Origin of the sequence: Kitasatospora sp. NPDC001261 (assembly GCF_042896795.1) — a bacterium.
Classification (GTDB): Bacteria; Actinomycetota; Actinomycetes; order Streptomycetales; family Streptomycetaceae; genus Kitasatospora.
Genome location: NZ_JBIAXP010000006.1, coordinates 108,545 through 134,651 on the forward strand (window position 1 = coordinate 108,545; position 26,107 = coordinate 134,651).

The 26,107-nt window shown below is 71.3% G+C and carries 20 protein-coding genes and 1 tRNA gene; 6 read left to right on the forward strand and 15 right to left on the reverse strand.

The features are described 5' to 3' along the window. The first annotated feature begins 46 nt into the window (after positions 1–46). Together rfbA and rfbC are read left to right on the forward strand one after the other, a co-directional pair. Entirely contained in the window at positions 47–922 is an 876-nt protein-coding gene (gene rfbA, locus ACFY4B_RS10100) for a glucose-1-phosphate thymidylyltransferase RfbA (protein WP_049649034.1), read from the forward strand. After that, positions 919–1,518 carry a dTDP-4-dehydrorhamnose 3,5-epimerase gene (gene rfbC, locus ACFY4B_RS10105; RefSeq protein ID WP_049649033.1) on the forward strand — a complete coding sequence of 200 codons (600 nt, stop codon included), beginning with the start codon at positions 919–921 and terminating at the stop codon, positions 1,516–1,518. Before rfbA ends, rfbC begins: the two co-directional genes overlap by 4 nt. 85 nt (positions 1,519–1,603) lie before the next feature. On the opposite strand, the gene ACFY4B_RS10110 is transcribed toward rfbC, so the two are convergent. The 9 genes from ACFY4B_RS10110 to ACFY4B_RS10150 form a co-directional block, all read right to left on the reverse strand. Then, positions 1,604–2,053: a GtrA family protein gene (locus ACFY4B_RS10110; RefSeq protein WP_387967120.1), complete on the reverse strand. Its 450-nt coding sequence runs from the start codon at positions 2,051–2,053 to the stop codon at positions 1,604–1,606. Beyond that, complete coding sequence (locus ACFY4B_RS10115) at positions 2,050–3,012, reverse strand: glycosyltransferase family 2 protein (RefSeq protein ID WP_049649032.1); 963 nt, start codon at positions 3,010–3,012, stop codon at positions 2,050–2,052. The genes ACFY4B_RS10110 and ACFY4B_RS10115 overlap by 4 nt, the downstream gene beginning before the upstream one ends. A gap of 188 nt (positions 3,013–3,200) precedes the next feature. Continuing rightward, complete coding sequence (tuf, locus tag ACFY4B_RS10120) at positions 3,201–4,394, reverse strand: elongation factor Tu (protein WP_049649031.1); 1,194 nt, start codon at positions 4,392–4,394, stop codon at positions 3,201–3,203. A 200-nt stretch (positions 4,395–4,594) separates the two neighbouring features. Continuing rightward, positions 4,595–6,700: an elongation factor G gene (fusA, locus tag ACFY4B_RS10125; RefSeq protein ID WP_049649030.1), complete on the reverse strand. Its 2,106-nt coding sequence runs from the start codon at positions 6,698–6,700 to the stop codon at positions 4,595–4,597. A 39-nt stretch (positions 6,701–6,739) separates the two neighbouring features. Continuing rightward, on the reverse strand, positions 6,740–7,210 hold the full coding sequence (gene rpsG / locus ACFY4B_RS10130) for a 30S ribosomal protein S7 (RefSeq protein ID WP_030055803.1): 471 nt from the start codon (positions 7,208–7,210) through the stop codon (positions 6,740–6,742). A gap of 2 nt (positions 7,211–7,212) precedes the next feature. After that, on the reverse strand, positions 7,213–7,584 hold the full coding sequence (gene rpsL / locus ACFY4B_RS10135) for a 30S ribosomal protein S12 (protein ID WP_014144289.1): 372 nt from the start codon (positions 7,582–7,584) through the stop codon (positions 7,213–7,215). A gap of 377 nt (positions 7,585–7,961) precedes the next feature. Then, positions 7,962–9,563 carry a DUF2142 domain-containing protein gene (locus ACFY4B_RS10140; protein WP_049649029.1) on the reverse strand — a complete coding sequence of 534 codons (1,602 nt, stop codon included), beginning with the start codon at positions 9,561–9,563 and terminating at the stop codon, positions 7,962–7,964. 47 nt (positions 9,564–9,610) lie between these two features. Continuing rightward, positions 9,611–11,299, reverse strand: a complete 1,689-nt coding sequence (locus tag ACFY4B_RS10145) for a hypothetical protein (protein WP_049649028.1) — start codon at positions 11,297–11,299, stop codon at positions 9,611–9,613. A 186-nt stretch (positions 11,300–11,485) separates the two neighbouring features. Next, positions 11,486–12,037 (reverse strand): DUF1707 and DUF4190 domain-containing protein, encoded by a 552-nt coding sequence (locus tag ACFY4B_RS10150; protein ID WP_375876152.1) that lies wholly within the window; start codon positions 12,035–12,037, stop codon positions 11,486–11,488. A gap of 259 nt (positions 12,038–12,296) precedes the next feature. On the opposite strand from ACFY4B_RS10150, the gene ACFY4B_RS10155 reads away from it, so the two are divergent. The 4 genes from ACFY4B_RS10155 (at position 12,297) to ACFY4B_RS10170 (ending at position 17,319) form a co-directional block, all read left to right on the forward strand. Beyond that, the gene (locus ACFY4B_RS10155) at positions 12,297–13,118 is read left to right on the forward strand and encodes an ABC transporter ATP-binding protein (RefSeq protein ID WP_074003968.1); all 822 of its coding nucleotides are present in this window, start codon (positions 12,297–12,299) and stop codon (positions 13,116–13,118) included. 11 nt (positions 13,119–13,129) lie between these two features. After that, positions 13,130–14,728: a transporter gene (locus ACFY4B_RS10160; RefSeq protein ID WP_387967123.1), complete on the forward strand. Its 1,599-nt coding sequence runs from the start codon at positions 13,130–13,132 to the stop codon at positions 14,726–14,728. A gap of 93 nt (positions 14,729–14,821) precedes the next feature. After that, positions 14,822–16,093, forward strand: coding sequence for a DUF2786 domain-containing protein (locus tag ACFY4B_RS10165; RefSeq protein WP_074003970.1), 1,272 nt, complete (start codon positions 14,822–14,824; stop codon positions 16,091–16,093). A gap of 113 nt (positions 16,094–16,206) precedes the next feature. Next, positions 16,207–17,319, forward strand: coding sequence for an ADP-ribosylglycohydrolase family protein (locus ACFY4B_RS10170; RefSeq protein ID WP_387967125.1), 1,113 nt, complete (start codon positions 16,207–16,209; stop codon positions 17,317–17,319). A gap of 36 nt (positions 17,320–17,355) precedes the next feature. Here the strand turns inward: ACFY4B_RS10170 and ACFY4B_RS10175 are convergent, their stop codons facing one another. From ACFY4B_RS10175 to ACFY4B_RS10200, 6 genes are all read right to left on the reverse strand, one after another. Further along, positions 17,356–18,675: a serpin family protein gene (locus tag ACFY4B_RS10175; RefSeq protein ID WP_387967127.1), complete on the reverse strand. Its 1,320-nt coding sequence runs from the start codon at positions 18,673–18,675 to the stop codon at positions 17,356–17,358. 47 nt (positions 18,676–18,722) lie between these two features. Then, positions 18,723–19,745 carry an ADP-ribosylglycohydrolase family protein gene (locus ACFY4B_RS10180; RefSeq protein WP_387967299.1) on the reverse strand — a complete coding sequence of 341 codons (1,023 nt, stop codon included), beginning with the start codon at positions 19,743–19,745 and terminating at the stop codon, positions 18,723–18,725. Then, positions 19,742–20,956 carry a cytochrome P450 gene (locus ACFY4B_RS10185; RefSeq protein WP_387967129.1) on the reverse strand — a complete coding sequence of 405 codons (1,215 nt, stop codon included), beginning with the start codon at positions 20,954–20,956 and terminating at the stop codon, positions 19,742–19,744. The genes ACFY4B_RS10180 and ACFY4B_RS10185 overlap by 4 nt, the downstream gene beginning before the upstream one ends. Before the next feature lie 90 nt (positions 20,957–21,046). Continuing rightward, complete coding sequence (locus ACFY4B_RS10190) at positions 21,047–21,787, reverse strand: Sir2 family NAD-dependent protein deacetylase (protein ID WP_049651978.1); 741 nt, start codon at positions 21,785–21,787, stop codon at positions 21,047–21,049. A gap of 129 nt (positions 21,788–21,916) precedes the next feature. Beyond that, positions 21,917–21,990: transfer RNA gene (locus tag ACFY4B_RS10195), tRNA-Met, on the reverse strand. A gap of 190 nt (positions 21,991–22,180) precedes the next feature. Further along, positions 22,181–26,074 carry a DNA-directed RNA polymerase subunit beta' gene (locus tag ACFY4B_RS10200; RefSeq protein ID WP_074003974.1) on the reverse strand — a complete coding sequence of 1,298 codons (3,894 nt, stop codon included), beginning with the start codon at positions 26,072–26,074 and terminating at the stop codon, positions 22,181–22,183. Positions 26,075–26,107 lie beyond the last annotated feature (33 nt).

Genomic DNA, 26,107 nt, shown 5'->3' on the forward strand with positions numbered 1-26,107 from the left:
CGACCCGGCCCCTCCCGCGTTCACCGATCTCGAATAGGGTGCTCCCATGCGTGGAATCCTCCTGGCCGGCGGCACCGGCTCGCGGCTGTGGCCCCTGACCCGTGCGGTGTCGAAGCAGCTCCTCCCGGTCTTCGACAAGCCGATGATCTACTACCCCCTCTCGACCCTCGTGATGGCCGGGATAAGCGAAATCCTGATCATCACCACCCCGAACGACCGGGACCAGTTCGAACGGCTGCTGGGCGACGGTTCCCAGTTCGGCCTGAAGCTGCAGTACGCCGTCCAGGAGAAGCCCGAGGGCATCGCCCAGGCCTTCGTGCTCGGCGCGGACTTCATCGGCGACGAGCCGGTGGCCCTGATCCTCGGCGACAACATCTTCCACGGCACCGGCCTGGGCACCTCGCTCACCGAGCACTCCGACATCAAGGGCGGCCGGGTCTTCGCCTACCCCGTGGCCGACCCGACCGCGTACGGCGTGGTCGAGTTCGACGAGAGCGGCCAGGTCATCTCCATCGAGGAGAAGCCGACCGAGCCCAAGTCCCGCTACGCCGTCCCCGGCCTGTACTTCTACGACAACCGGGTCGTCGAGATCGCCCGCACCCTGGAGCCGAGCGCCCGCGGCGAGCTGGAGATCACCGCCGTCAACGACGCCTACCTGCGCACCGGCGACCTGCACGTGACGACCCTCGACCGCGGCACCGCCTGGCTGGACACCGGCACGTTCGTGTCGATGGTCCAGGCCTCGGAGTTCGTCCGGGTCATCGAGGAGCGCCAGGGCTTCAAGATCGGCTGCATCGAGGAGGCCGTCTGGCGGGCCGGGCTGATCGACGACGCCCAGCTGCGCGAGCTCGCCGAGCCTCTGCTGAAGAGCGGCTACGGCCAGTACCTGGTGGACCTGCTCGACGAGGCGGCCGCCAAGTGAAGTTCCGCGAGCTCTCCATCGAGGGCGCCTTCGAGATCACCCCGCAGGTGCACGGCGACGCCCGCGGCCACTTCACCGAGTGGTACCGCTTCGACCTCCTCGCCGAGGTCGTCGGCCACCCGCTGGACCTGGCCCAGGCCAACCTGTCGCTGTCCGCCAAGGACGTCGTCCGCGGCATCCACTTCGCCGACGTCCCGCCCGGCCAGGCCAAGTACGTGGCCTGCACCCGCGGCGCGGTGCTGGACGTCATCGTCGACCTGCGGGTCGGCTCGCCGTCCTTCGGCAAGTGGGAGTTCGTCCGGCTGGACGACACCGAGCGCACGGCCGTCTACATCCCGGAGGGCCTCGGCCACGGCTTCTGCGCCCTGAGCGACGACGCCACGCTGACCTACCTCTGCTCGGCGACGTACAACCCGACCGGCGAGCACGGCGTGCACCCGCTGGACCCGGACCTCGGCATCGAGTGGCCGACCGACGCCCCGCAGCTCTCCGCCCGTGACGCGGTCGCGCCCACCCTCGCGGAGGCGCTCGCCACCGGCCTGCTGCCGGACTACCAGGCCTGCAAGGCCTACACGGACTCGCTGAAGCAGCAGTAACGGCGGAGCCCGACCCACGGAGGGGACGCGTGCAGCGGCACGCGTCCCCTCCGTCGTCGTACCGGCCGCCGGCCGCGCGCCGGGCTCAGCTCCTCCGGAAGACCCACAGCTTGAGCAGCACGAACCGGGCCACCGTGGCGAGGCCGTTGGCCGCCACCAGCCCGGCCACCTCGACCACCCGGGAGGCGTGCGGCAGCGCCGCGTCCAGCAGCGCCAGCGCGCCGCTGCTGAGGCCCAGCCCGATCAGGAACGCGACCGCGCCCTGGAGCTGGTGGCGCACCGCGCCGTCCGAGCCGGTGATGCCGAAGGTGAAGCGGCGGTTCGCCGCGGTGTTGGCCACCGCGCTGACCGCCAGGGCCACCAGGTTGGCCGCCTGCGAGGAGGCGACCAGCCGCAGCAGGACGAACAGGGCCAGGTAGAAGAGGGTGCTCAGCACCCCGATGACCAGGAAGGACGGCAGCTGCCGGCGGACCGGCCGGGCCGCCCCGGCGGGCTCGTCGCGCTCGCCCCGGTCCGCGGAGAGGGTCTCGTTCACGCGCCCGTACCGTACCGGTCCTGCTCCTCGGCGGAGTCGTAGCCGACGAAGTACGCGGGCCGGGCCTGGACCGCCGAGTAGATCCGGCCGACGTACTCGCCGAGCAGGCCGACGCAGACCAGCTGCACGGCGCCGATGAAGAGCATCCCTATGAACAGCGAGGACCAGCCGGGCACGGTGGAGCCGACGGCGTACGCGACCGTGGTGTAGATCGCCAGCAGGAGGCAGACCAGGAAGCTGAACAGCCCCAGCCAGGTGGCCAGCCGCAGCGGGGCGGCGGAGAAGTTGGTGACGCTGTCCAGCGCGAGCCGGAGCATCTTCGAGAGCGGGTAGTGGGTGCTGCCCGCGACCCGCTCCTCGCGCACGTAGACCACCTCGCCGCTGGGGAAGCCCAGCCACGGCACCAGCAGCCGGTAGACCGGCTGGTGCTCGGGCATCGCCTTGAGCGCGTCCACCGCCGCCCGGCTGAGCAGCCGGAAGTCGCCGGCCTGGTTGGGCATCCGCTTGCCGACCAGCTTGCGCATCAGCCAGTAGTAGCCGCCGGCGGTGTGCCGCTTGAAGAAGGTGTCGGTGCCGCGGTCGCCGCGCACGCCGTAGACGATGTCCAGGTGCTGCTCGCGGGCGAGCTCCAGCATCTCGGGGATCTTCTCCGGCGGGTCCTGGAGGTCGGCGTCGATGGAGACCACGTAGTCGCCGTGGGCGCGGTGGATGCCGGCGGTGAGGGCGGCCTGGTGCCCGGAGTTGCGGGCGAAGCGGACGATGCGGAACTCCGGCCAGTCCTGGCGGATCTTCTGCATCAGCACCGGGGTGACGTCGGTGCTGCCGTCGTCCACCCCGACCACCTCGTAGGCCACGTCGAGCCCGTCGAGGATCGGCCGCAGCCGTTCGACGGTCAGCGGGAGCGCCTCCTGCTCGTTGTAGATCGGCATCACGACCGACAACAGCGGTGCCGTTGACATGCGTTGGTCCCACTTTCCGCGACGGCGGGCTGGATGGTGGCCCGACCATAACAGTCTGCGATGAGCGGCCGCTGAAAGGCGGTGCGCTCCGGTGAACTGCCCATGAGACGCCGAAGGGCCCCGCGCACCGTGCGGTGCGCGGGGCCCTTCGGACGAGCCTGTACGAGGCAGGCAGGTCAGATCGTCAATTACTTGATGATCTTGGTGACCTGGCCGGCGCCGACGGTGCGGCCACCCTCACGGATGGCGAACTTCAGGCCCTCCTCCATGGCGATCGGCTGGATCAGCGCGACCGTCATGGCGGTGTTGTCGCCCGGCATGACCATCTCGGTGCCCTCGGGGAGGGTCACGACGCCGGTCACGTCCGTGGTACGGAAGTAGAACTGCGGGCGGTAGTTGTTGAAGAAGGGGGTGTGACGGCCACCCTCGTCCTTCGACAGGATGTACGACTGGGCCTCGAAGTCGGTGTGCGGCGTGACCGAACCCGGCTTGATGATGACCTGGCCGCGCTCGACGTCCTCGCGCTTGATGCCACGGAGCAGCAGACCGACGTTCTCACCGGCCTGGCCCTCGTCGAGCAGCTTGCGGAACATCTCGATGCCGGTGACCGTGGTGGTGGTCTTGGTCTCCTTGATGCCGATGATGTCGACAGTCTCGTTGACCTTGAGGATGCCGCGCTCGATGCGACCGGTGACGACGGTGCCACGACCGGTGATCGTGAAGACGTCCTCGATCGGCATCAGGAACGGCTGGTCCACGGCGCGGGCCGGGGTCGGGATGCTCTCGTCGACAGCCTTCATCAGGCCGAGGAGCTTCTGGCCCCACTCGGCGTCGCCCTCGAGGGCCTTCAGCGCGGAGACGCGGACGACCGGCAGGTCGTCGCCCGGGAACTCGTACTCGGAGAGCAGCTCACGGACCTCGAGCTCGACGAGCTCCAGGATCTCCTCGTCGTCCACCATGTCGGCCTTGTTCAGGGCGACAACGATGTACGGAACGCCGACCTGGCGGGCCAGGAGGACGTGCTCCTTGGTCTGCGGCATCGGGCCGTCGGTGGCGGCGACCACCAGGATGGCGCCGTCCATCTGGGCGGCACCGGTGATCATGTTCTTGATGTAGTCGGCGTGACCCGGGCAGTCAACGTGCGCGTAGTGACGGTCCTCGGTCTGGTACTCGACGTGCGCGATCGAGATGGTGATACCGCGCTGACGCTCCTCCGGGGCCTTGTCGATCTGGTCGAACGGCGTGAAGGGGTTCAGGTCCGGGTACGCGTCGTGCAGCACCTTGGTGATGGCCGCGGTCAGCGTGGTCTTGCCGTGGTCGATGTGACCGATGGTGCCGATGTTGACGTGGGGCTTCGTCCGCTCGAACTTCGCCTTCGCCACTGAGTCCTCCTGAGGACAGTTCCTGTACGCCGTGCTGACGCCAGTTGGTCTTTGATCGGTTTTGGTGCGGGTTGCCCGGAGGACATCCCGTGCCGTCCCGCTGGTGGGGGGGCCGGAGGCTCCCGGGAGGATCCGACCGGATCCTCCCGAGACGCCTCCGAATAGCCTAAGGCTTCGCAATCGTCCCGATTATCGGGACGTCACTCGCCCTTGGCCTTGGCGATGATGTCGTCCGCCACGTTCTTCGGAACCTCGGCGTACGAGTCGAACTGCATCGAGTAGCTCGCGCGACCAGAGGTCTTGCTGCGCAGGTCACCGACGTAGCCGAACATCTCGGAGAGGGGCACCAGCGCCGTGACGACGCGGGCACCGTGACGCTCGTCCATGGACCGGATCTGGCCACGGCGAGAGTTGATGTCGCCGATCACGTCGCCCATGTAGTCCTCGGGCGTGGTGACCTCGACGGCCATCATCGGCTCGAGGAGGACCGGCTTGGCCTTCCTCGCGCCTTCCTTGAAGGCCATCGAACCGGCGATCTTGAACGCGAGCTCGGAGGAGTCGACGTCGTGCGACTGGCCGTCCAGCAGGCTCACGCGGACACCCTGCAGCGGGTAGCCGGCGAGGATGCCGAACTCCATGGCCTCCTGGCAACCGGCGTCGACCGACGGGATGTACTCCCGCGGAACGCGGCCACCGGTGACCTTGTTGACGAACTCGTAGCCCTCGGCCTGCTCGAGCGGCTCGATCGCGATCTGCACCTTGGCGAACTGACCGGAACCACCGGTCTGCTTCTTGTGGGTGTAGTCGATGCGCTCGACCGCCTGGCGGATGGTCTCGCGGTACGCGACCTGCGGCTTGCCGACGTTGGCCTCGACCTTGAACTCACGGCGCATACGGTCGACCAGCACCTCGAGGTGCAGCTCGCCCATACCCGCGATGATGGTCTGGCCGGTCTCCTCGTCCGTGTTGACCTGGAAGGACGGGTCCTCCTCGGCGAGACGCTGGATGGCAACACCCAGCTTCTCCTGGTCACCCTTGGACTTGGGCTCGATCGCGACGCGGATGACCGGGGCCGGGAAGTCCATGGACTCCAGGATGACCGGGTTCTTCTCGTCGGACAGCGTCTCACCGGTGGTGGTCTGCTTCAGGCCCATGACGGCGATGATGTCGCCGGCGCCCACCGAGTCGATCTCCTCACGCTTGTTCGCGTGCATGCGGTAGATCTTGCCGATGCGCTCCTTCTTGCCCTTGACGGCGTTCAGCACCGAGGTGCCGGACTCCAGGCGGCCCGAGTAGACCCGGACGAAGGTGAGCTTGCCGAGGTGCGGGTCCGACATGATCTTGAACGCGAGCGCGGCGAGCGGCTCGTCGTCCGAGGCCTTGCGGGAGATCTTGACGCTGTCGTCGCCCGGCTTGGTGCCCTCGATGGACTCGATGTCCAGCGGGGACGGCAGGTACTTGACGACCGCGTCGAGCAGGGGCTGGACGCCCTTGTTCTTGAAGGCGGTACCGCAGAAGATCGGGGTGAAGTCCGAGTTCAGGGTGCCCTTGCGGATCGCGGCCTGCAGCAGCTCGACCGGGATCTCCTCGCCCTCGAGGGCGAGCTCCATGATCTCGTCGCTGACGTTCGAGACCGTGTCGATGAGCGCCTCGCGGTACTCGTCGGCCTGCTCCTGCAGCTCGGCCGGGATGTCGACGATGTCGTACATCTCGCCCTTGGCGGCCTCGGCGGACCAGACCAGCGCCTTCATGCGGACCAGGTCGACAACGCCCTGGAAGTCCGACTCGGCACCGATCGGGAGCTGCATGACCAGCGGGGTGGCGCCGAGGCGGTCCACGATGGTCTTGACGCAGAAGAAGAAGTTCGCGCCCGTGCGGTCCAGCTTGTTGATGAAGCAGATGCGCGGGACGCCGTAGCGGTCAGCCTGCCGCCACACGGTCTCGGACTGGGGCTCGACACCGGCGACACCGTCGAACACCGTCACGGCACCGTCGAGGACGCGCAGCGAACGCTCCACCTCGACGGTGAAGTCGACGTGACCCGGGGTGTCGATGATGTTGATGGTGTGGTCGGCGTCGTCGACCGTCCAGTGACAGGTCGTCGCGGCCGACGTGATCGTGATGCCGCGCTCCTGCTCCTGCTCCATCCAGTCCATGGTGGCAGCGCCATCGTGGACCTCACCGATCTTGTACGACACACCGGTGTAGAACAGGATCCGCTCGGTGGTGGTGGTCTTGCCCGCGTCGATGTGCGCCATGATCCCGATGTTGCGGACCTTGGCGAGGTCAAGGGAGGTTGCAGCCATTGTGGCTCGTTCTCTCTCTGTCTAGTGACGGGGTACGGACTACCAGCGGTAGTGCGCGAAGGCCTTGTTGGACTCGGCCATCTTGTGGGTGTCCTCGCGACGCTTCACGGAAGCGCCCAGGCCGTTGCTGGCGTCGAGGATCTCGTTCATCAGGCGCTCGGTCATGGTCTTCTCGCGACGGGCGCGGGAGTACCCGACCATCCAGCGCAGCGCCAGGGTGCTGGCGCGGCCCGGACGGACCTCGACCGGAACCTGGTAGGTCGCGCCACCGACACGGCGGGACTTGACCTCGAGGGCCGGCTTGACGTTCTCCAGCGCGCGCTTCAGCGTCACGACGGGGTCCGAGCCGGTCTTCTCACGGACGCCCTCGAGGGCGCCGTAGACGATCCGCTCAGCGGTGGAACGCTTGCCGTGCAGCAGGATCTTGTTGACCAGCTGGGTGACGACCGGGGAGCCGTAAACCGGGTCGATGATGACCGGGCGCTTCGGGGCGGGGCCCTTACGAGGCATTCTTACTTCTCCTTCTTGGCGCCGTAGCGGCTGCGAGCCTGCTTGCGGTTCTTGACACCCTGGGTGTCAAGCGAACCGCGGATGATCTTGTAGCGGACACCAGGAAGGTCCTTCACACGACCACCGCGCACCAGCACGATGGAGTGCTCCTGCAGGTTGTGGCCCTCGCCCGGGATGTAAGCGGTGACCTCGATCCCGCTGGTGAGGCGCACACGGGCGACCTTGCGGAGAGCCGAGTTCGGCTTCTTCGGGGTGGTCGTGTACACACGCGTGCAGACCCCACGGCGCTGCGGGGAACCCTTCAGCGCGGGAGTCTTGTTCTTCTCGACCTTGTCCTGCCGGCCCTTTCGGACCAGCTGCTGGATCGTAGGCACCGTTTCTCCGTTTTCTGTGTGCCAAGGCTTGGTGGAACTAACCTGCGGTGTCTCCCCTCACACACGGCCCCGTGGTCGACCCACGCGGTCGGGTGTGTTGGGCTTGTTACGACACGGAATCCCATGGCTGCTGTACAGCGACGGCGCTCTACGCGCGGGACGCTGGGAAGCGCTCCGGCTCGGCGCGGCGACCGGTGTGCATGCACGCACAAGGACCCGGGGACACCCCAGGCACAAGGTCAGAGCGTACCTAGCGCATCGGGCTCGGTCAAAACAAATGCAACGCCGCAGGTCGCGGGGCCGGCACCGGAAGCGGCCCGGGAACCGGGCCGGGGCGGGGCTCCCTACCACAACCGGGCAGCCCCCGCACCGCGACCCTACGCCTCCGCGTGGGCCCCGGCGAGCCGGGGCGGATCCTGCGCGGCACCGCCGTCGGCCGCCCCGGCCGACTGCGGCAGCGGACGGTCCCGGTTGTCCGACACCGCCGCGAACAGCCCCAGCGCGAGCGCGGCCAGGGTGTACACGGCCAGCCACAGCATCCAGGTGCCGGGCGGGGACCAGTGCGCCGGGTTGATCAGCAGCGGGCCGGTGCTGCCGACCGTGTTGCGGCGCAGCGCCCAGAGGAAGGCCGCGGCGTTGACCAGGGACAGCGAGAAGCCGGAGATCACCAGCAGCCGGCGCCAGGCGAAGCCGCCCCAGGGCAGCCGCTCGTGGCAGATCGCGGCGCACAGGATCGGCAGCCCGACGGCGAACGGCAGCAGGTAGCGGCCCTGCCAGATCATGCCCAGCTGGCGCGCCTGCATGGCCTGAGCCGCTATCGGTATCACCACGATGCCGACCATCACCCCGACGATCGCCAGGGCGTCCCGGAACCGGGCGTAGCACAGCGCGAACATCGCCAGGGCGAGCACCACCCCGCACCAAACCAGCAGCGTCGCGGCCGGCGCCTCGGCGTCCAGCCAGCCGAAGTAGCCGATCATCTGCTTCATGTACAGCAGGCCGAAGTCGAAGGTCTTCCGGGCCGCGGCCAGCGGGGTGAGGTCGCTCGGGGTGTTGATGATCGAGTTGTCCGGGTGGCTCGACGACCAGGCCAGGGCCGCGACGGCGGACGCGGCGCCCAGGCCGCCCCAGAGCCAGGTCACCTTGCGGCGGACCACTTCCCGCACCGCGCCCTTCTGGCTCAGCAGCAGCGCGAAGAACAGGGCCCCGGCGAACCAGATCATGCCCAGCGGGCGGATGCTGATCAGCACCAGCGCGCCGATGCCCAGCCGGGCCAGCCGGCGGTTCAGCAGGTGCGGGTCCGGGTTCATCAGCATCGGCAGCCCGGCGCTCCAGACCAGGATGCCCGCCGCGATCTCCGGACCGCTCGGGTTGACCATGCCGAACAGGAACAGCGCCATCGGCGTGGCCGCGGTGACCGTGCCCAGCAGGGTGAAGGACCGCCGCCGCCACTCGGCCGCCGAGACCACCGCGCTCGCCACCAGGGCGGAGCAGATCAGCGCCGACATCAGGCGCATCAGGTAGAAGCCCTTCGCCCCCGGGACCAGGAGGCTGGGCCAGCCCACCGCGAAGTAGTACGCCGGGTGGTAGCGGCCGGCCGCGGTGGTCACCAGGGCCTCGCCCGGCCGGTCGATGAGCCGCGGCGCGCAGGAGGCCGGGGTCTCGGGCTTGAAGACGTAGCAGGAGTTGACGTCCTTGAGCTCCTGGTAGATCCGCGGGAGCTCGACCCCGGTCTCGGCGAACTGGCCCTCGATGCCGCCCACCAGGTGCGGGACCATGACCTCGCGGCCCTCGACCTGCCCCCGGGCGACGGCCGCGGCCCGGATGAGGTGGGCGTGCTCGTCCGGCGAGGCGCCGATCGGGGTGGCGATCGACCAGGACGCACTCAGGGCGAACAGGATCGCGAAAGCCACTGCCCACAGACGCCTCGGCGAGGAGACGAGCCGGTCGGCGAGGCTCTTGACGGCGGTGATCATCATCAGGATTGGGCCTTCGGGGTCAGTTCGGGCTCATGGGCGGGAACTGGTTACTTGATCATGCTGAGCCATGACTGGTCACCGGTCTTGGAGCAGTGCCCACCCGGCGCGAACTTCGGGCAGGTGCCGTCGAGGTTCTGCACGGTGTGCGACACCCACGGCAGGATGCGGTAGGTGTTCTCCTTGGCCGGCAGGTAGCGGTCCGACATCGACGACGAGACCGTACCGAACAGGAAGAGGAGAGCGAACAGCGTACCGACGACGGCCGCCTGCGGGCCCGGCAGGGGCGTTCCGGCGAGTCCCCCGGTCCCGGCGGCCTCCCCGGTCCCGTCGGCCCCCGCGACCCGGCGGTGCTCGGCCAGCCGGAGCGACACCAGGTGGACCAGCAGGGCGCACAGCAGCAGGCCGCAGTACAGCAGCTGGTTGTTGGTCCGGGTGTAGAGCTGGACCGTCTGCGTCTCGTACATGTGCGAGGCGATGTACATCCGCATCACCCAGGCGCTCGCGAACATGCAGCTGATGGTGACGACCACCGGCTTGCGGATGCCCAGCCAGAGGGCGGCGCCCAGTGCGACGAACATCACCACGGCGAACAGGTCCATGCCGCCGAACTCGCCGGGGATCGGCCAGTCCCCCACCTTGCCCGGCATGTCCGTGCGCCACATCAGGAAGTACGCCGGGTCGGTGAAGTTGTCGAAGCGGAAGTTGGGGTCCTTGGTGTCCTGGCCGTCGGTCAGCATGGTCACCAGGTAGCTGCCGCAGACCAGCAGGAACGCGCCCACGGTGGCGGCCAGGTAGACCAGGCCCTTGAGCCGGCTGTCACGCCAGGGGAAGTACGCCAGCGCCGCGACCACCACGCCGATGGCGCTCCACAGGAACCACCCGGAGTAGGTGAGGAACAGCAGGCCCAGCAGCGCGCCGAAGCCGGCCGCCTTCAGCAGCAGCAGCCGCCAGCCGTCCGTCCCGCTCCGGCGCAGGTGCACCACCACGGCGACCAGGACGGGCACCAGGACGACCAGCACGGTCTGGCTGTACGGCTTGTAGGCGTCGATCAGGGCGAAGGCCGGCAGCACGCCGAAGGCGAGCGCCCGGACCGGGCTGAGCAGCATCCGCCACGACAGGTAGACCAGCGGGCCGAACGCGGCGGCGCCGAGGATCTGCAGGTCCTTGAAGGCGTACGCGGTGTTGCCGCCGCGGAACCACTCGGCGTAGTAGCCCAGGGTGTAGAGCGGCGCCGGCGGGTAGACCGCCGAGCCCGAGGGCTGGCCGTTCGCCAGGGCGTGGGCCCACTCGACGATGCGCCCGCTGTCGCCGTTCAGGCCGAACATCGGCCAGGGCGTGCCGAGCAGCGCCATCACCGCGCCGGCCGCCACGAAGCCGCTGGCGAGGCCCGCGATGGCGGCCGCGGAGAACCGGGCCACCAGGCCGAAGTGCCGGCCCGAGCGGAAGCGCATCGCGAGCACGACCGCGCCGAGCAGGAGGAAGCCGATGACCGCGAACCGCAGCTGCAGCGCGGCGAGACCGCTCACCTGGGCGATCCGGTCCAGCGGGTCCATGTGGAACTTGCTCGCCATCACGGGGAGCACCAGGGCGGCCAGGAAGGCGATCAGGGCCTCACCCGCGAGCAGTGCCGGGGCCGACGTCCAGAGCCGAGCCGCGGAGCGGCGCGCGGATCCCGGGATCAGCGGACGCCCTCCGATCGGCGGGATCCTGGAGGCCTCTTGGGCACTGACTGTCACTGGTAACGGTCCTCAGCTCGTGGTCGCTCGCTCGGCCCGCCCCACCCTTCGGCGTCGGCCGGTGACGGAGACCGTACTGCTTCCGGGCGCACGGCGGCAGCCCCGGGCATCATAGGTCCTACGCCTGAGGAAGACCCCATCGGGAAGACGGACGAACCGCCCCCGGGCCGCCCGGGCGGGCCCGCCTCAGGCGATGCCGATCAGGATCATCAGGGTCCAGAACGCGCAGCCCAGGTAGCCGATGACCAGGCCGAGGACGGCCGCCCAGTCGCCGTCCATGTTGCGGCGGCGGATCTCCGCGCGGGCGATGTGGCCGGTGACCACGGCGGGGGCGGAGAGGCCGACCAGGCCGGCCACCAGGGAGACCACGGCGAGCACGTTGGTCTGGCGGGCCTGGGGCGGCGGCGGGACCGGCATGAAGGTGGCCGGAACGGGCGTGGCCGCGGTGGGCGGCGGCGCCGTCATCGGCCCCGAGGGCAGGTCGGCCACCAGCACGGCCAGCTGGCCGTAGGTCTGCGCGGCGGCCACCGCCTCGTGGCGCTGCTCGTACTCCTGGACGGTGAGCCGCCCCTCGGCGAACGCGGCCTTGAGCACGTCCAGCGTGCGGTCCCGGTCCGCGTGGCCCGCCCGCATCGCGGCCTGCGACGCCACCGCGGGCGCGGGCGCCGGCTGCCAGCCACCCGCCGGCCTGCCGGGCGGATAGCCGGAACCAGGCTCGCCCCATGGTTGTACGGACATCCGCCACCTCCCGGTAGCGCGGCACCCCCGCGCACGTCACTGCTCCCTCATAGTGCAGGACGAACAGCCGAACTGAGTAGTTGCCAAATCGGCCCAGTAGTCGCCCGGACGAGGAAAACGGGCGGCGTGCCTCACCCGTTCGGCGGACACTCTCAGGGGATGCTCAACTCGGGCGACAGCCGGTCCGCACGATGACAGGCTGAGCCCGGAGAGACCCGCACCACGACGACGTCCACCACCACGAGCAGAGAAGGCCGCCATGCAGGCGTCAGCGCCGCCGTCCCCCGACCTCTCCGGGCCGGGAACCCCGTCCGCCGTCAGCATCCAGGGGCTCTGGAAGCACTTCGGCCCCCAGGCCGCGGTGGCCGGGCTGAGCCTGGAGCTGCCGGCCGGGGCGTTCATCGGCCTGGTCGGGCCGAACGGTGCCGGCAAGACCACCACGCTGTCGATGGTCACCGGGCTGCTCCGGCCCGACCAGGGCACCGTCCTGGTGCACGGCGCCGACGTGTGGGCGGACCCGGTCACGGTCAAGGCCCGGATCGGCATCCTGCCCGAGGGCCTGCGGATGTTCGAGCGGCTCAGCGGGCGCGAGCTGCTCCAGTACACCGGGCGGCTGCGCGGCCTGCCCGGCGCCGAGGTGGACCGGCGGGCCGAGGAGCTGCTGGCCGTCCTGGACCTCGGCCGGGACGCCGACAAGCTGGTCGCCGACTACTCCACCGGCATGCGCAAGAAGATCGGCCTGGCCGCCGCGCTGCTGCACAACCCGGACGTGCTGTTCCTGGACGAGCCCTTCGAGGGCGTCGACCCGGTCTCCGCCCAGACCATCCGCGGCGTGCTCAAGCGGTACGCCGCGGCCGGCTCCACGGTGATCTTCTCCAGCCACGTGATGGAGCTGGTCGAGCAGCTCTGCGACTGGGTCGCGGTGGTCAACGCCGGCCAGGTGATAGCCCAGGGGCCGCTGGACTCCGTCCGGGGCGGGCGCAGCCTGCACGAGGCCTTCCTGGAGCTGATCGGCGTCCGCGAGGACGACGGGCAGGCGCTCGGCTGGCTCGGCGGCGGGCAGGCCGGGGGCACCCTGTGAACAATGCCCCGGTGCCCGACGGGCGGACGGTGGTCCGTGCCCTGGTGGCGCTCAAGCTGCGGCTGCTGCGCAACGGGCTGCGGCGCAGCCCCGGCCGGACCACCGTCTACGTGATCGGCGGCGTCGCGGGCCTGGCCCTCGCGGCCGGCGTCGCCGTCGCCATGACCGCGCTGAACGGGCGCTACGCGGGCTCCGGGGACGCCGGGGTGGTGCTGCTCGGCGTGCTGACCCTGAGCTGGGCCGCGCTGCCGCTGTTCCTCTTCTCCAGCGACGAGAGCGCCGACCCGACCCGGCTGACCATGCTGCCGCTGCGCCCCGGCCCGCTGCTGCGCGGCACCCTGCTGGCCGCGCTGATCGGACCGGGGCCGCTGGTCAGCCTGGTGCTGGTGACCGCCGCGGTGCTGGCCGGCGCGACCGGCGGCGCCTCGGCCGCGGTCGCGGTGCTCGGCGTGCCGCTCGCGCTGCTCTGCCTGGTCACGCTCTCCCGGGCGGTCGCGGCGGGCAACGCCCGGATGCTCTCCAGCCGGCGCGGCAAGGACTTCGCGATCTTCGGCGGCCTGGCCTTCGCCCTCCTGGTGCAGGTCGCCAACGTCGGCTCGCAGAGCATCCTCGGCCGCCGGGGCGGGCCGATCGACCTCAGCCCGCTCAAGCCGATCGCCTCCGTGCTGCGCTGGATCCCGCCGATCAGCGCGGCGGACGCGCCGCGCACCGCCGGCGAGGGCCGGTACGGGCTGGCGCTGCTCCAGCTCGCCGCGGCCGCCGCGCTGCTGGCGCTGCTGCTGCGCTGGTGGCGGCGGAGCCTGCAGGAGCTGATGGTGACCGCCGACTCCTCCACCCTGGAGGTCGCCCGCGGGGTGCAGGACTCGCGCGGCTGGCGGTTCCTGCCGCAGGGCCGGACCGGCGCGGTGATGCAGCGGCACCTGCGGTACGCCTGGCGCGAGCCGCGGGCCAAGGCGGCGCTGTTCACCAGCATCGGGATGACGCTGGTGATCTGCGTGCTGTCGATGGTCCAGGGCTGGGCGAGCGTCTACCTGCTGGCGATGACCGGGGTGTTCCTCGGGCTGCAGATGCTCAACCTGTTCGGCATGGACGGCTCGGCGTTCTGGATGGTCGCCGCCACCCTGCGCACCCCGGCCGACGCCCGCTCCGAGCTGCGCGGCCGGGCGTACGCGGTGCTGTCGTACGCCGTCCCCGTGACGCTGCTGCTCGGGCTGGTCCTGGCGGCCGTCACCGGCCGGTGGAGCGAGCTGCCGTCCGCGCTCGGCCTGGCGCTGACGCTGCTCGGCTGCGGGATCGCGCTGGGCGCGATGTTCAGCGTCCTGGCGCCGTACACCATGCCGGCCGACAGCAACCCGATGCGCAACGCCGCCCCGGGCCAGGGCGGGCTGATCCTGCTCAACCAGTTCGGCTCGATGCTCGGCGTCGCCCTGCTGGCGCTGCCGGTCGGCGGCTACCTCGCCTGGGCCCTGGTCTCCGACGGCCCGAGCTGGCCGGTGCTGCTGGTCGGCCCGCTGTACGGCGCCCTGGTCGCGGCCCTCGGCGTCCGCCTCGCGGCGGCCCGCCTGCTGGACCGCACCCCGGAGATCCTCGCCAAGGCCGTCGAGCGCTGAACCGCTCTCCCGTCGGTCCGCGCCGCCGCTCCGGCATCATGGGCAGGAGGAGCCGGGCCGTCGTGGCACCGTCGAGGAGAGCAGGGACACACCGTGGGCGAGCGCGCGCAGCAGGCCGGGACCGCCGGACCGCTGCTGGAGCAGGCGGTGCGGTCGGTGGTGACGGCCCCGGAGGAGGCGCTGGACCTCGCCCTGGACACCGGGGCCTCGCTGCTGGCCGCCTCGGCCGGGCAGTGGCCGGAGGTCGGCCGGGCGCTGCTCGGGTACGCGGACACGGCCGTCGGCCGCTGCTGGTCCGCCGGGTGGCGGCCGGCCGACCTGGCCCGGGTGGTGCGGCGCGAGCTGAAGCCCGTCCACCTGGCCCTCGCGGTGGACCTGATCGCCGCCGAGGGCCGCCGCCACCCCGCGGCCGCCCTGGACCGGCGCTGGCTGGAGCAGCTGCGCGAGCTGGAGGCCGAGGTGTGGTGGTCCGGCGACGACGAGTACCTCGGCGCCTTCGCCGACCGGCACCGGCTGGACCGCTTCGCGCTCGCCACCGCCGCCCTGGAGCTGCTGCGCACCTGGGGCCGGCTGCCGCCGATCGCCCCGGTGGGGCCCGCCCCCGGGCAGGCGGTGCGGCCGCAGCACGCGGGGCCGGTGAGCGGCGAGCCGCGGATGCTGGCGCGGATCCGGGCGCTGCTGGCCAAGGCCGAGTCCACCGAGTACCCGGAGGAGGCCGAGGCGCTGACCGCCAAGGCCCAGCAGCTGATGGCCCAGCACAGCATCGACGACGCGCTGCTGGCCGCGTCCGGTGCCGACCGCGACACCCCGGCGGCGCTGCGGATCGGGGTGGACAACCCGTACGAGGGCCCCAAGACGATGCTGCTGGACGCGGTCGCGGCGGCCAACCGGTGCCGGGTGGTGTGGGCGAAGGAGTTCGGCTTCTGCACCGTGGTCGGCTTCGACGGCGACCTGGACGGCGTCGAGCTGCTCTACACCTCGCTGCTGGTGCAGGCCACCCACGCGCTCAACAAGGCGGGCTCCCGCAAGGACTCGCGCAGCAAGGCGTTCCGGCAGTCCTTCCTGGTCGCGTACGCGGCGCGGATCCGCGAGCGGCTGACCGCCGCGACCGAGCGCGCCACCAGCGCCGCCGCGGCCGGACGGCACCTGCGCGAGGACGGCACCGAGGAGCAGCTGCTGCCCGACGCGCGGCTGCTGCCCGCGCTCGCCGCCCGCTCCGAGGCGGTGGACCAGGAGATCGGCCGGCTGTTCCCGAAGCTGGTCTCGCAGCGGGTGCGGGTCAGCGACGGCGTGGGCTGGGCGGCCGGACGCGCCGCCGCCGACCGGGCCGCGCTGCACGGGCGCGCCGGGGCGATCCGCCGGTAGGCGGTCACACCCCGGCGGTCCCCCGGCCGACCCGCGCAAGATCCACAGGAGTCGCCCCGCCTCCCGGGGGACCTGATAGAACGTAGTCCGCCACGAACAAAGGGGGGCTCGACGTGACGGAACCGGCGGCGGAGTCGGGGTACCGGGACCGGGTGCGCGGAACGCTGCTCGGCGGAGCGATCGGCGACGCGCTGGGCTGGCCGGTGGAGTTCCAGCAGCTCCACCAGATCCAGGACCGGTACGGGCCGCAGGGCGTGACCACACTGCCGGCCGGGTCCGGGCCGGTCGAGGTCACCGACGACACCCAGATGACGCTGTTCACCGCCGAGGGCCTGATCCGCGGCTTCGTCCGCGGCTGGACGGGCGGCGGCGGCTCGGTGCCGGAGGCCGTGCACGGCGCCTACCGGCGCTGGCTGCGCACCCAGTTCCAGGACGCGCCGGACACCGGGCCGCAGCCCCGCCCGTACGACGGCTGGCTGCTGAGCCGGCCCTTCCTGTACGCGCGGCGGGCGCCGGGCAACGCCTGCCTGAGCGGGGTGTCCGAGCACCCGGTGTTCGAGGCGCCGTCCGCGATCGGGCTGACCGGGCCGATCAACCCGGGTTCCAAGGGCTGCGGCACGGTGATGCGCTCGGCACCGTTCGGGCTGGCCCGGCTGGGCGTCGAGCAGTCCTTCGGGCTGGCGGTGCAGTGCGCCCAGCTCACCCACGGCCACCCGACCGGCTACCTCGCGGCGGGCGCCTTCGCGGCGCTGGTCGAGCGGCTCGCGCACGGCACCGAGCCGTGGGCGGCGGTCGGCGAGACGGTGGAGCAGATCCGCGAGCTGCCGAGCTCCAAGGAGACCGTCCAGGCGCTGGCCCGGGCGGTGCGGCTGGCCCAGGAGGCCGAGCCCGCGGCGGAGACGGTGGACCGGGTCGGGCTCGGCTGGATCGCCGAGGAGTGCCTGGCCATCGCCGTGTACTCGCTGCTGGCGGCCACCCTGGACCCCGACCCGGTGCGCACCGCGCTGCTGCTGTCGGTGAACCACTCCGGGGACAGCGACTCGACCGGCGCGGTCTGCGGCAACCTGGTCGGGGCGGCGTACGGCGCCGCGGCGCTGCCCGCCGAATGGGCCGGGGCGGTCGAGGGCCGGGCGGAGCTGCGGCAGGTCGCGGACGACCTGCTGGTGCTGTTCGGCAGCCGCGACCCCCGGCACCCGGCGCTCGGCGGGCGCTACCCGGCCTGGTGAGCCCGCGGCCCCTCGGAGGCCGCCCCGGCCCGTCGGCTACTTCGCCAGCGGGTCGGTGACCTGGCCGAGGAACAGCGGCGCCCCGCCCCGGGCGTCCCGGATCAGGAACAGGAACGGCCGGTCCAGGTACAGCTGGACCGGCCGGTCGGCGTTCGGCGCCGCCGCCGCCTCGACCCCGGCACCGCTGCCGGCCGCCGCGACCGTCCCCTCCTCGTCGACCTCGACGGTGGCCTTCTGCACCACCGTGCCGACGACCAGCGGCTCCTTGGCGATGCCGGTGAGATCGGCCTTGTCGAAGGCCGAGGAGACGCCGAGCGAGCGCAGCGCGGGGGTGAGCTCCTTCGAGGTGCCGAAGCGGAAGCGCGGCAGCCGGAGGTCGACCGGCCGCTCGGCGAGGGCGCCGAGGACGCGGTCGAGCTGGGGCTGGTCCAGGCCCTTGGCGAAGGCGGCGAAGCCGCCCTGCGCGGGGACGATCAGGTCCATCACCAGTGCGCCGTCCGCGTACGGCAGCTCGACGGCCTGCCAGGGCTCGCCGAGGATCCCGCCGGAGCCGTCGGCGTACTTGAACTCCCCGGTCTGCGCCATCGTGGGGACGGCCGGGGTGGAGCCGTCGAGCTTGTGGAACGGGCGGTCGGCGGTGTGCGAGGGCTTGAAGGCGGCGGCCCACCGGGCCTTCAGGTAGAGCGCGTCGGTGAGCACCAGCCGGGTGCTCGGGGTGATCGCGTCCCGGCCGAACAGGTCCTTGATCCGGCCGTCGGTGGCCTTCTCCACGGCCGCGTTGACGGTCTTGCGGGCCCCGTCCGGGTCCTTGGCGAAGTCGGCCTGGTGCACGCCGGTGTCGAAGGCGGCGGCCAGGTCGGCCAGGTAGTCCGGCTCGACGGCCAGGCCCTGCTGCGTCCAGAGGTCGTCGCTGCGGCGCAGGGTGAGCCGGTCGGTGGCCGGGACCGGCCGGTTCAGCGCGCCGGTGGCGAGCGCGTACTGCAGCGGGTCGAGCTCGGTGTGCAAGGCCTTGGCCAGTTCCCCGGCGGTGGCGCCGCGGGCGCCGGGCAGCAGCATCGCGAGCAGGGTGGCCAGGCCGGACGGCGAGACCACGAGGTTGCCGCCGGCGGCGTCCGGCTGGGCGGTCAGGGCGTGCAGGAGGTCGAGGCCGAAGGCGTCGGTGGCGGCCGCGGTGGCGGCCACCCGCGCCGGGTCGACGGCCGGGCGGCTCGCGGGCGCGGCCGCCCGGAGCTCCACGGGCGCGGCGGCTCCGGTGCCGCCGCAGCCGGCGAGCAGCGGCGTGGCGAGCGCGGCGGCGAGGAGCAGCGCCGCCGGGCGGCGGAGGGTGCGACGGGTTCCGGTGCTGCGGTTCGTCATGGCCCTTCGACGCGCCGCCCCCGGATCGGGTTCCGGCCCGTACGGCGTCAGTCCCAGAGCGCCCCGAGCTCCAGCAGTTCGTCCCGGTGCTCGATCCGCTCCACCCAGTCGGCCGGCCAGGCCGCCTCGCCGTGGTGGGCGCCCGCGAAGGCGCTGGCCAGGCAGGCGAGGGAGTCGGAGTCGCCGCTGGAGTAGGCGGCCCGGCGGACGGCGGCGACCGGGTCGTCGGGCAGCAGCAGGAAGCAGAGCAGGCCGGTGCCGAAGGCCTCCTCGGCGACCCAGCCCTCGCCGGTGGCCAGGCAGGGGTCGGCCTCGACGTCGGGGGCGGCGAGGGCGGCCTCCAGCTGGTCGAGCACCGTGAGGCAGTCGTCCCAGCCACGGGCGATGACGGCCTGCGGGGAGCTGCCGTACCAGCGGTCGGCGAGGTCGCCGAGCCAGAACTCGTCGTAGCGCTCGCGGCTCGCCAGCGCGTACGCCCGCAGCACCGCCGGCAGCCCGGCGGGCGGGACGCCCTCGGCCAGCTTGCGGACGGCGTACGCGGTGAGGTCGCCGGCGGCGAGCGCGGTCGGGTGGCCGTGGGTGAGCGCGGACTGCAGCTGGGCGGCGCCGGAGAGCTGCCGGGCGTCCAGTTCGCGGATCAGCCCGATCGGGGCGACCCGCATGTTGGCGCCGCAGCCCTTGGATCCGACGTCGCTGGCCTGCTGCCAGCGGTACTCGTCGTGGCTGAGCCGCTCGCAGGCGCGCAGGCAGGTCATGCCGGGGGCCCGGTTGTTCTGCGGGGAGCGCCACCAGTCGACGAACTCCTCGCGGACGGGCCGCACCAGCCGGAGGGGGGTGAGCGGCCCGCGCGCCAGGGCGGTGCGCAGGCCGCGGCCGAGGGCGAGGGTCATCTGGGTGTCGTCGGTGACCAATGCCCGCTGCGGCAACGGGAGCTGCCGCCAGTCCGGGTGGTCGGCAGCGATCACCTCGACGCTCTTGAACTCGGTCGGCCGACCGATCGCGTCCCCGATCGCCAGCCCCAGCAGCGCCCCTGTTGCCTTGCCCACGGCCCTCTCCCCCTCAGTCGTCAGACCTCGACCAGCAGCTCCTTGAGCCCCCGGATCACGTAGCCCGGGTTCCACTCGGGCTCGCGGACCAGCCGCAGGCCCGGCGCCCGGCGCAGCAGGGTGCCGTAGGACTCGGTGAGCTCCAGTCTGGCAAGCGGGGCGCCGAGACAGAAGTGGATTCCGGCACCGAAGGTGATGTGCGGGTTGTCGGTGCGGCCGAGGTCGAGGCGGTCCGGGTCGGCGAAGCGCTCGGGGTCGCGGTTGGCGGAGCCGAAGAGCAGGGCGATCTCGGCGCCGCGCGGGACGGTGACGCCGCGGACCTCGATGTCCTCCAGGACCCAGCGCTCGAACATCTGCAGCGGGGTGTCCCAGCGCATCAGTTCCTCGACGGCGGTGGGCAGCAGTTCGTCCACCGAGCCGCGCAGCCGGGCGAGCTCCCCGGGGTTGCGGAACAGCGCCCACCAGCCGTTGCCGGTGGTGTTGACGGTCGCCTCGTGGCCGGCGTTGAGCAGCAGCACGCAGGTGGAGATCATCTCCTGCTCGCTGAGCGCGTCGGAGCCCTCCTGGGCCTGGATCAGCGCGCTGATCAGGTCCGTGCCCGGGGCCGCCCGGCGCTCGCGGATCAGGGTGCGCAGGTAGTCGGAGAACTCGGTGCTGGCGGTGACGGCCCGGCGGGCGGTCTCCTCGCCGGGGTTGAGCTCGAACATCCCGGTGATGTCGGCGGACCACGGCCGCAGCAGGTGCCGGTCGCCCTCCGGCACGCCGAGCATCTCGGCGATCACGGCGACCGGCAGCGGCTCGGCGACGGTGGCGATCAGGTCGCCGCCGCCGGCCGCGAGCAGCTCGTCGACCAGCTCGCCGGCCAGCCGCCGCACGGTGGGGCGCAGGCCCTCGACCATGCGCGGGGTGAAGGCCTTGGAGACCAGCCGGCGGATCCGGGTGTGGTCGGGGGCCTCCAGGTCCAGCAGCCCGTTGTCGTTGAGGGTGTGGAAGGGCTCGTGCGCCGGGTCGGGCTCGGGGCGGCCGAACTCCGCGTGGCTGAAGCGGTGGGTGTAGGTGCGGCCCAGCCGGCGGTCGCGCAGCAGGGCGCTGACGTCCTCGTGGCGGGAGACGAGCCACTGGTTCGTCGGCTCGAAGTACGTCACCGGCGCGTGCTCGCGCAGCTCGGCGTACGCGTCGTACGGGTGGGCCACGAACGCCGCCGACCAGGGGTCGAACTTCGCCGTCGTCGTCATCGGTCGATCACTCCAGGCCAGAGGGGGGAAGCCGGAAGGATCATCGTACGCACGCGGTACGTCCGGGAATATGACCCTTCCGGCCCCTGCTCAGGCCCGCTCCAGGACAAGTCGGCGCACCAGCTCCGGGAGCGCCTGGGAGATCGGCTCCCGGATCACCTCGGCCGCGGCCCCGTCGTACGGCGTCGGCTCGCCGTTCACGATGATCAGCTCCGCCCCGCTCCGCACCGCGTCGAGCGGCAGCGCCGCCACCGGGAACACCTGGAGGCTGGTGCCGACCGCGATGAACACGTCGCAGGCCCGAACGATCGCGTCGGCCTGCCCGAGCACCTCCGGGTCGAGGTTCTCGCCGAACATCACCACGCGCGGCTTCAGGATCCCCCCGCAGGCCCGGCACGCCGGGTCCGGCTCCCCCGCCTCGACCCGCGCCAGCGCCTCCGCCATCGGCCCGACCACCCGGCAGCGCAGGCACTGCGTCTCCCGGGCCGTGCCGTGCAGTTCGAGCACCTTGCGGGCGGGCAGCCCGGACTTCTGGTGCAGCCCGTCGATGTTCTGGGTGAGCACCCGCAGCGGCAGACCGGAGCGCTCCAGGTCGACCAGCGCCCGGTGCCCGGCGTTCGGCTCGGCGGCCAGTGCGCCCGTCTCCAGCCGCATCCGCCAGGCCCGCCGGCGCACCTGCGGATCGTCCCGGTACGGCCCGATGGTGACCAGCTCCTCGGCCGACGGGTCCTTCTGCCACAGGCCCTGCGGGCCGCGGTAGTCGGGGATGCCGGAGTCCGTCGAGATGCCCGCGCCGGTGAGCACGGCGATCAGGGGACGCTTCGCGTTCATACCCCGGACGGTACGGGCGGCGGCCCGGCCCCGGCCACCGAAATTCCGGGGGCGCCGGCCCCGCGAACGCCCGGCCCGGGAAACGCCGAAGGGCCCGGAGGCTTGATGCCTCCGGGCCCTTCTTCTTTGTAGCGGGGACAGGATTTGAACCTGCGACCTCTGGGTTATGAGCCCAGCGAGCTACCGAGCTGCTCCACCCCGCGTCGGTAAACACGACTCTACGCGACTTCCGCCGAATGACCTAATCGGCTTCCGTCCGCCCCCTGAAGGCTCCCCGCCGCCCCCGGCGGGTCCGGCTGCCCGGCCCGCCCCGAAGGCCCCTGACGGCCCCCGGGAACGCCGCAGGGCGGCCACCCCGTGAGGGGTGACCGCCCTGCGTCAGTGACGCGCGACTCAGCCGGTGTACGGGCCGTAGTCGTAGTCGTCCAGCGGGACCGCCTGGCCGGAGCCGGCGCCGAAGGGCGACAGGTCGTAGTCGTCGTAGCCGACGGCCGAGTACATCGCGGCCTTGGCCTCCTCGGTCGGCTCGACCCGGATGTTGCGGTAGCGGGGCAGACCCGTACCGGCCGGGATGAGCTTACCGAGGATGACGTTCTCCTTGAGGCCCAGCAGCGGGTCCGACTTGGCGTGGATCGCCGCGTCGGTGAGGACCCGGGTCGTCTCCTGGAAGGAGGCGGCCGACAGCCAGGACTCGGTGGCCAGCGAGGCCTTGGTGATACCCATCAGCTGCGGACGGCCGGAGGCGGGGTGACCGCCCTCGGCGACGACGCGGCGGTTCTCCTGCTCGAAGCGACCGCGCTCGACCAGCTCGCCGGGCAGCAGCTCGGCGTCGCCCGACTCGATGATCGTCACGCGGCGGAGCATCTGCCGGATGATGATCTCGATGTGCTTGTCGTGGATCGACACACCCTGCGAGTTGTAGACCTTCTGGACCTCGGCGACCAGGTGGACCTGGACGGCACGCTGGCCCATGATGCGCAGGACGTCGTGCGGGTTGGTGGCACCCATGGTCAGCTTCTGGCCGACCTCGACCGCCTCGCCCTCGCTGACCAGCAGCTTCACGCGCTTCGAGACCGGGTAGGCGATCTCGTCGCTGCCGTCGTCCGGGGTGACGACCAGCTTGCGGGTCTTCTCGGTGTCCTCGATGCGGACCCGGCCCTGCGCCTCCGAGATCGGGGCCACACCCTTGGGGGTACGGGCCTCGAAGAGCTCGACGACACGCGGCAGACCCTGGGTGATGTCGTCACCGGCCACACCACCGGTGTGGAAGGTACGCATGGTCAGCTGGGTACCGGGCTCACCGATGGACTGGGCGGCGATGATGCCGACCGCCTCGCCGATGTCGACCAGCTTGCCGGTGGCCAGCGAGCGCCCGTAGCACATGGCGCAGGTGCCGACGGCCGACTCACAGGTCAGGATCGAGCGGGTCTTGACCTCGCCGATGCCGTGGCGGATCAGCTCGTCGATCAGGACGTCGCCGAGGTCCGTGTTGGCGGTGGCGAGGAGCTTGCCGTCCACCGTGATGTCCTCGGCCAGCATGCGGGCGTAGACGCTGGTCTCGACGTCGTCGGCCTTGCGCAGCACGCCGTCCGGGCCCACGGAGCCGATCGCCAGCTTCAGGCCGCGCTCGGTGCCGCAGTCCTCCTCGCGAATGATGACGTCCTGGGAGACGTCGACCAGACGACGGGTGAGGTAGCCGGAGTCGGCGGTACGGAGGGCGGTGTCGGCCAGACCCTTACGGGCACCGTGGGTGGAGATGAAGTACTCCAGCACGGACAGACCCTCACGGAACGACGCCTTGATGGGTCGCGGGATGGTCTCGTTCTTGGCGTTCGACACCAGACCACGCATACCGGCGATCTGGCGCATCTGCATCATGTTTCCACGAGCACCCGAGTCGACCATCATGAAGATGGGGTTCGTCTTCGGGAAGTTCTCGTTCATGGCCTCGGCGACCTCGTTGGTCGCCTGGGTCCAGATGCCGATGAGCTCCTGCTTGCGCTCGTCGTTGGTGATCAGGCCGCGCTCGTACTGACGCTGGACCTTCTCCGCCTTCGCCTCGTAGCCCTCCAGGATCTGGGGCTTGTTCGGCGGGACGACGACGTCCGAGATCGAGACGGTGACGCCCGAGCGGGTCGACCAGTGGAAGCCGGCCGCCTTCAGGTTGTCCAGCGTCGCCGCGACGACGACCTTGGGGTAGCGCTCCGCCAGGTCGTTGACGATCGCGGAGAGCTGCTTCTTGCCCACCTCGTAGTCGACGAACGGGTAGTCCTCGGGCAGCAGCTCGTTGAAGAGCGCGCGGCCCAGGGTGGTGGTCAGGCGGAACGGCTCGCCGTCGAACCAGCCGGACTGGCCCTCCTCGTCCACCGGCGGGGTCCAGCCGCGCGGCGGGACGGTGCCGGCCGGCAGGCGCAGCTCGATCGGGGCCTGGACGTCCAGGTCGCGGGCGTCGAAGGCCATGATCGCCTCGGCGGTCGACGAGAAGGTGCGGCCGGCGCCCTTCACGTTGTCGCGGTCCGAGGTCAGGAAGAACAGACCGAGCACCATGTCCTGGGTCGGCATGGTGACGGGGCGACCGTCGGCCGGCTTCAGGATGTTGTTCGAGGACAGCATCAGGATGCGGGCCTCGGCCTGCGCCTCCGCGGAGAGCGGCAGGTGGACGGCCATCTGGTCACCGTCGAAGTCCGCGTTGAACGCGGTGCAGACGAGCGGGTGGATCTGGATGGCCTTGCCCTCGACCAGCTGCGGCTCGAAGGCCTGGATGCCGAGGCGGTGCAGGGTGGGCGCACGGTTCAGCAGGACCGGGTGCTCGGCGATGACCTCTTCGAGGACGTCCCACACGACCGGACGGGCGCGCTCGACCATGCGCTTGGCCGACTTGATGTTCTGCGCGTGGTTCAGGTCCACCAGGCGCTTCATCACGAACGGCTTGAAGAGCTCCAGCGCCATGGCCTTCGGCAGACCGCACTGGTGCAGCTTGAGCTGCGGGCCGACGACGATGACCGAACGGGCCGAGTAGTCGACTCGCTTGCCGAGGAGGTTCTGACGGAAACGACCCTGCTTGCCCTTCAGCATGTCGCTGAGGGACTTCAGCGGGCGGTTGCCCGGGCCGGTGACCGGACGGCCGCGGCGGCCGTTGTCGAACAGCGCGTCGACGGCCTCCTGGAGCATGCGCTTCTCGTTGTTCACGATGATCTCGGGGGCACCGAGGTCGAGCAGGCGCTTCAGGCGGTTGTTGCGGTTGATGACGCGGCGGTACAGGTCGTTCAGGTCGGAGGTCGCGAAGCGGCCACCGTCCAGCTGCACCATCGGACGCAGGTCCGGCGGGATGACCGGGACGCAGTCCAGCACCATGCCGTTGGGCTTGTTGGTGGTCTGCAGGAACGCGGAGACGACCTTGAGGCGCTTGAGCGCACGGGTCTTCTTCTGGCCCTTGCCGGTGCGGATGATCTCGCGCAGGCGCTCGGACTCCTCCGCCAGGTCGAAGGTCTCGAGGCGGTCCTTGAGGGCCGCCGCGCCCATCGAGCCGGAGAAGTAGGTGCCGAAGCGGTCGCGCAGCTCGCGGTAGAGCAGCTCGTCGCCCTCGAGGTCCTGGACCTTGAGGTTCTTGAAGCGGGCCCACACCTCGTCGAGGCGGTCGAGCTCGCGCTGCGCGCGGTCGCGCAGCTGCTTCATCTCGCGCTCGGCGCCCTCGCGCACCTTGCGGCGCACGTCGGCCTTGGCGCCCTCGGCCTCCAGCTCGGCCAGGTCGGTCTCGGCCTTCTTGGCGCGGGCCTCGAGGTCGGAGTCGCGGCGGTTCTCGATCTGCTGGCGCTCGACCGAGACGTGCGCCTCCAGGGACGGCAGGTCGCGCTGGCGGCGCTCGTCGTCGACCCAGGTGATCATGTAGGCGGCGAAGTAGATGACCTTCTCGAGGTCCTTCGGCGCCAGGTCCAGCAGGTAGCCCAGGCGGGACGGCACGCCCTTGAAGTACCAGATGTGGGTGACCGGGGCGGCCAGCTCGATGTGGCCCATCCGCTCGCGGCGCACCTTGGCGCGGGTCACCTCGACGCCGCAGCGCTCGCAGATGATGCCCTTGAAGCGGACGCGCTTGTACTTACCGCAGTAGCACTCCCAGTCCCGGGTGGGGCCGAAGATCTTCTCGCAGAAGAGCCCGTCCTTTTCCGGCTTCAGGGTGCGGTAGTTGATGGTCTCCGGCTTCTTGACCTCGCCGTGCGACCACTGGCGGATGTCGTCGGCGGTGGCCAGGCCGATGCGGAGCTCGTCGAAGAAGTTGACGTCAAGCACTGGTCGTCAAGCCCTCTTTCGTAAGTCGAGAGT

Bases quoted from the DNA above. Each gene is read 5' to 3' on its own strand.
- rfbA (WP_049649034.1), top strand. From the start codon at position 47: ATGCGTGGAATCCTCCTGGCCGGCGGCACCGGCTCGCGGCTGTGGCCC.
- ACFY4B_RS10115 (WP_049649032.1), bottom strand. From the start codon at position 3,012: ATGTCAACGGCACCGCTGTTGTCGGTCGTGATGCCGATCTACAACGAG.
- fusA (WP_049649030.1), bottom strand. From the start codon at position 6,700: ATGGCTGCAACCTCCCTTGACCTCGCCAAGGTCCGCAACATCGGGATC.
- rpsG (WP_030055803.1), bottom strand. From the start codon at position 7,210: ATGCCTCGTAAGGGCCCCGCCCCGAAGCGCCCGGTCATCATCGACCCG.
- ACFY4B_RS10140 (WP_049649029.1), bottom strand. From the start codon at position 9,563: ATGATGATCACCGCCGTCAAGAGCCTCGCCGACCGGCTCGTCTCCTCG.
- ACFY4B_RS10150 (WP_375876152.1), bottom strand. From the start codon at position 12,037: ATGTCCGTACAACCATGGGGCGAGCCTGGTTCCGGCTATCCGCCCGGC.
- ACFY4B_RS10155 (WP_074003968.1), top strand. From the start codon at position 12,297: ATGCAGGCGTCAGCGCCGCCGTCCCCCGACCTCTCCGGGCCGGGAACC.
- ACFY4B_RS10175 (WP_387967127.1), bottom strand. From the start codon at position 18,675: ATGACGAACCGCAGCACCGGAACCCGTCGCACCCTCCGCCGCCCGGCG.
- ACFY4B_RS10185 (WP_387967129.1), bottom strand. From the start codon at position 20,956: ATGACGACGACGGCGAAGTTCGACCCCTGGTCGGCGGCGTTCGTGGCC.
- ACFY4B_RS10190 (WP_049651978.1), bottom strand. From the start codon at position 21,787: ATGAACGCGAAGCGTCCCCTGATCGCCGTGCTCACCGGCGCGGGCATC.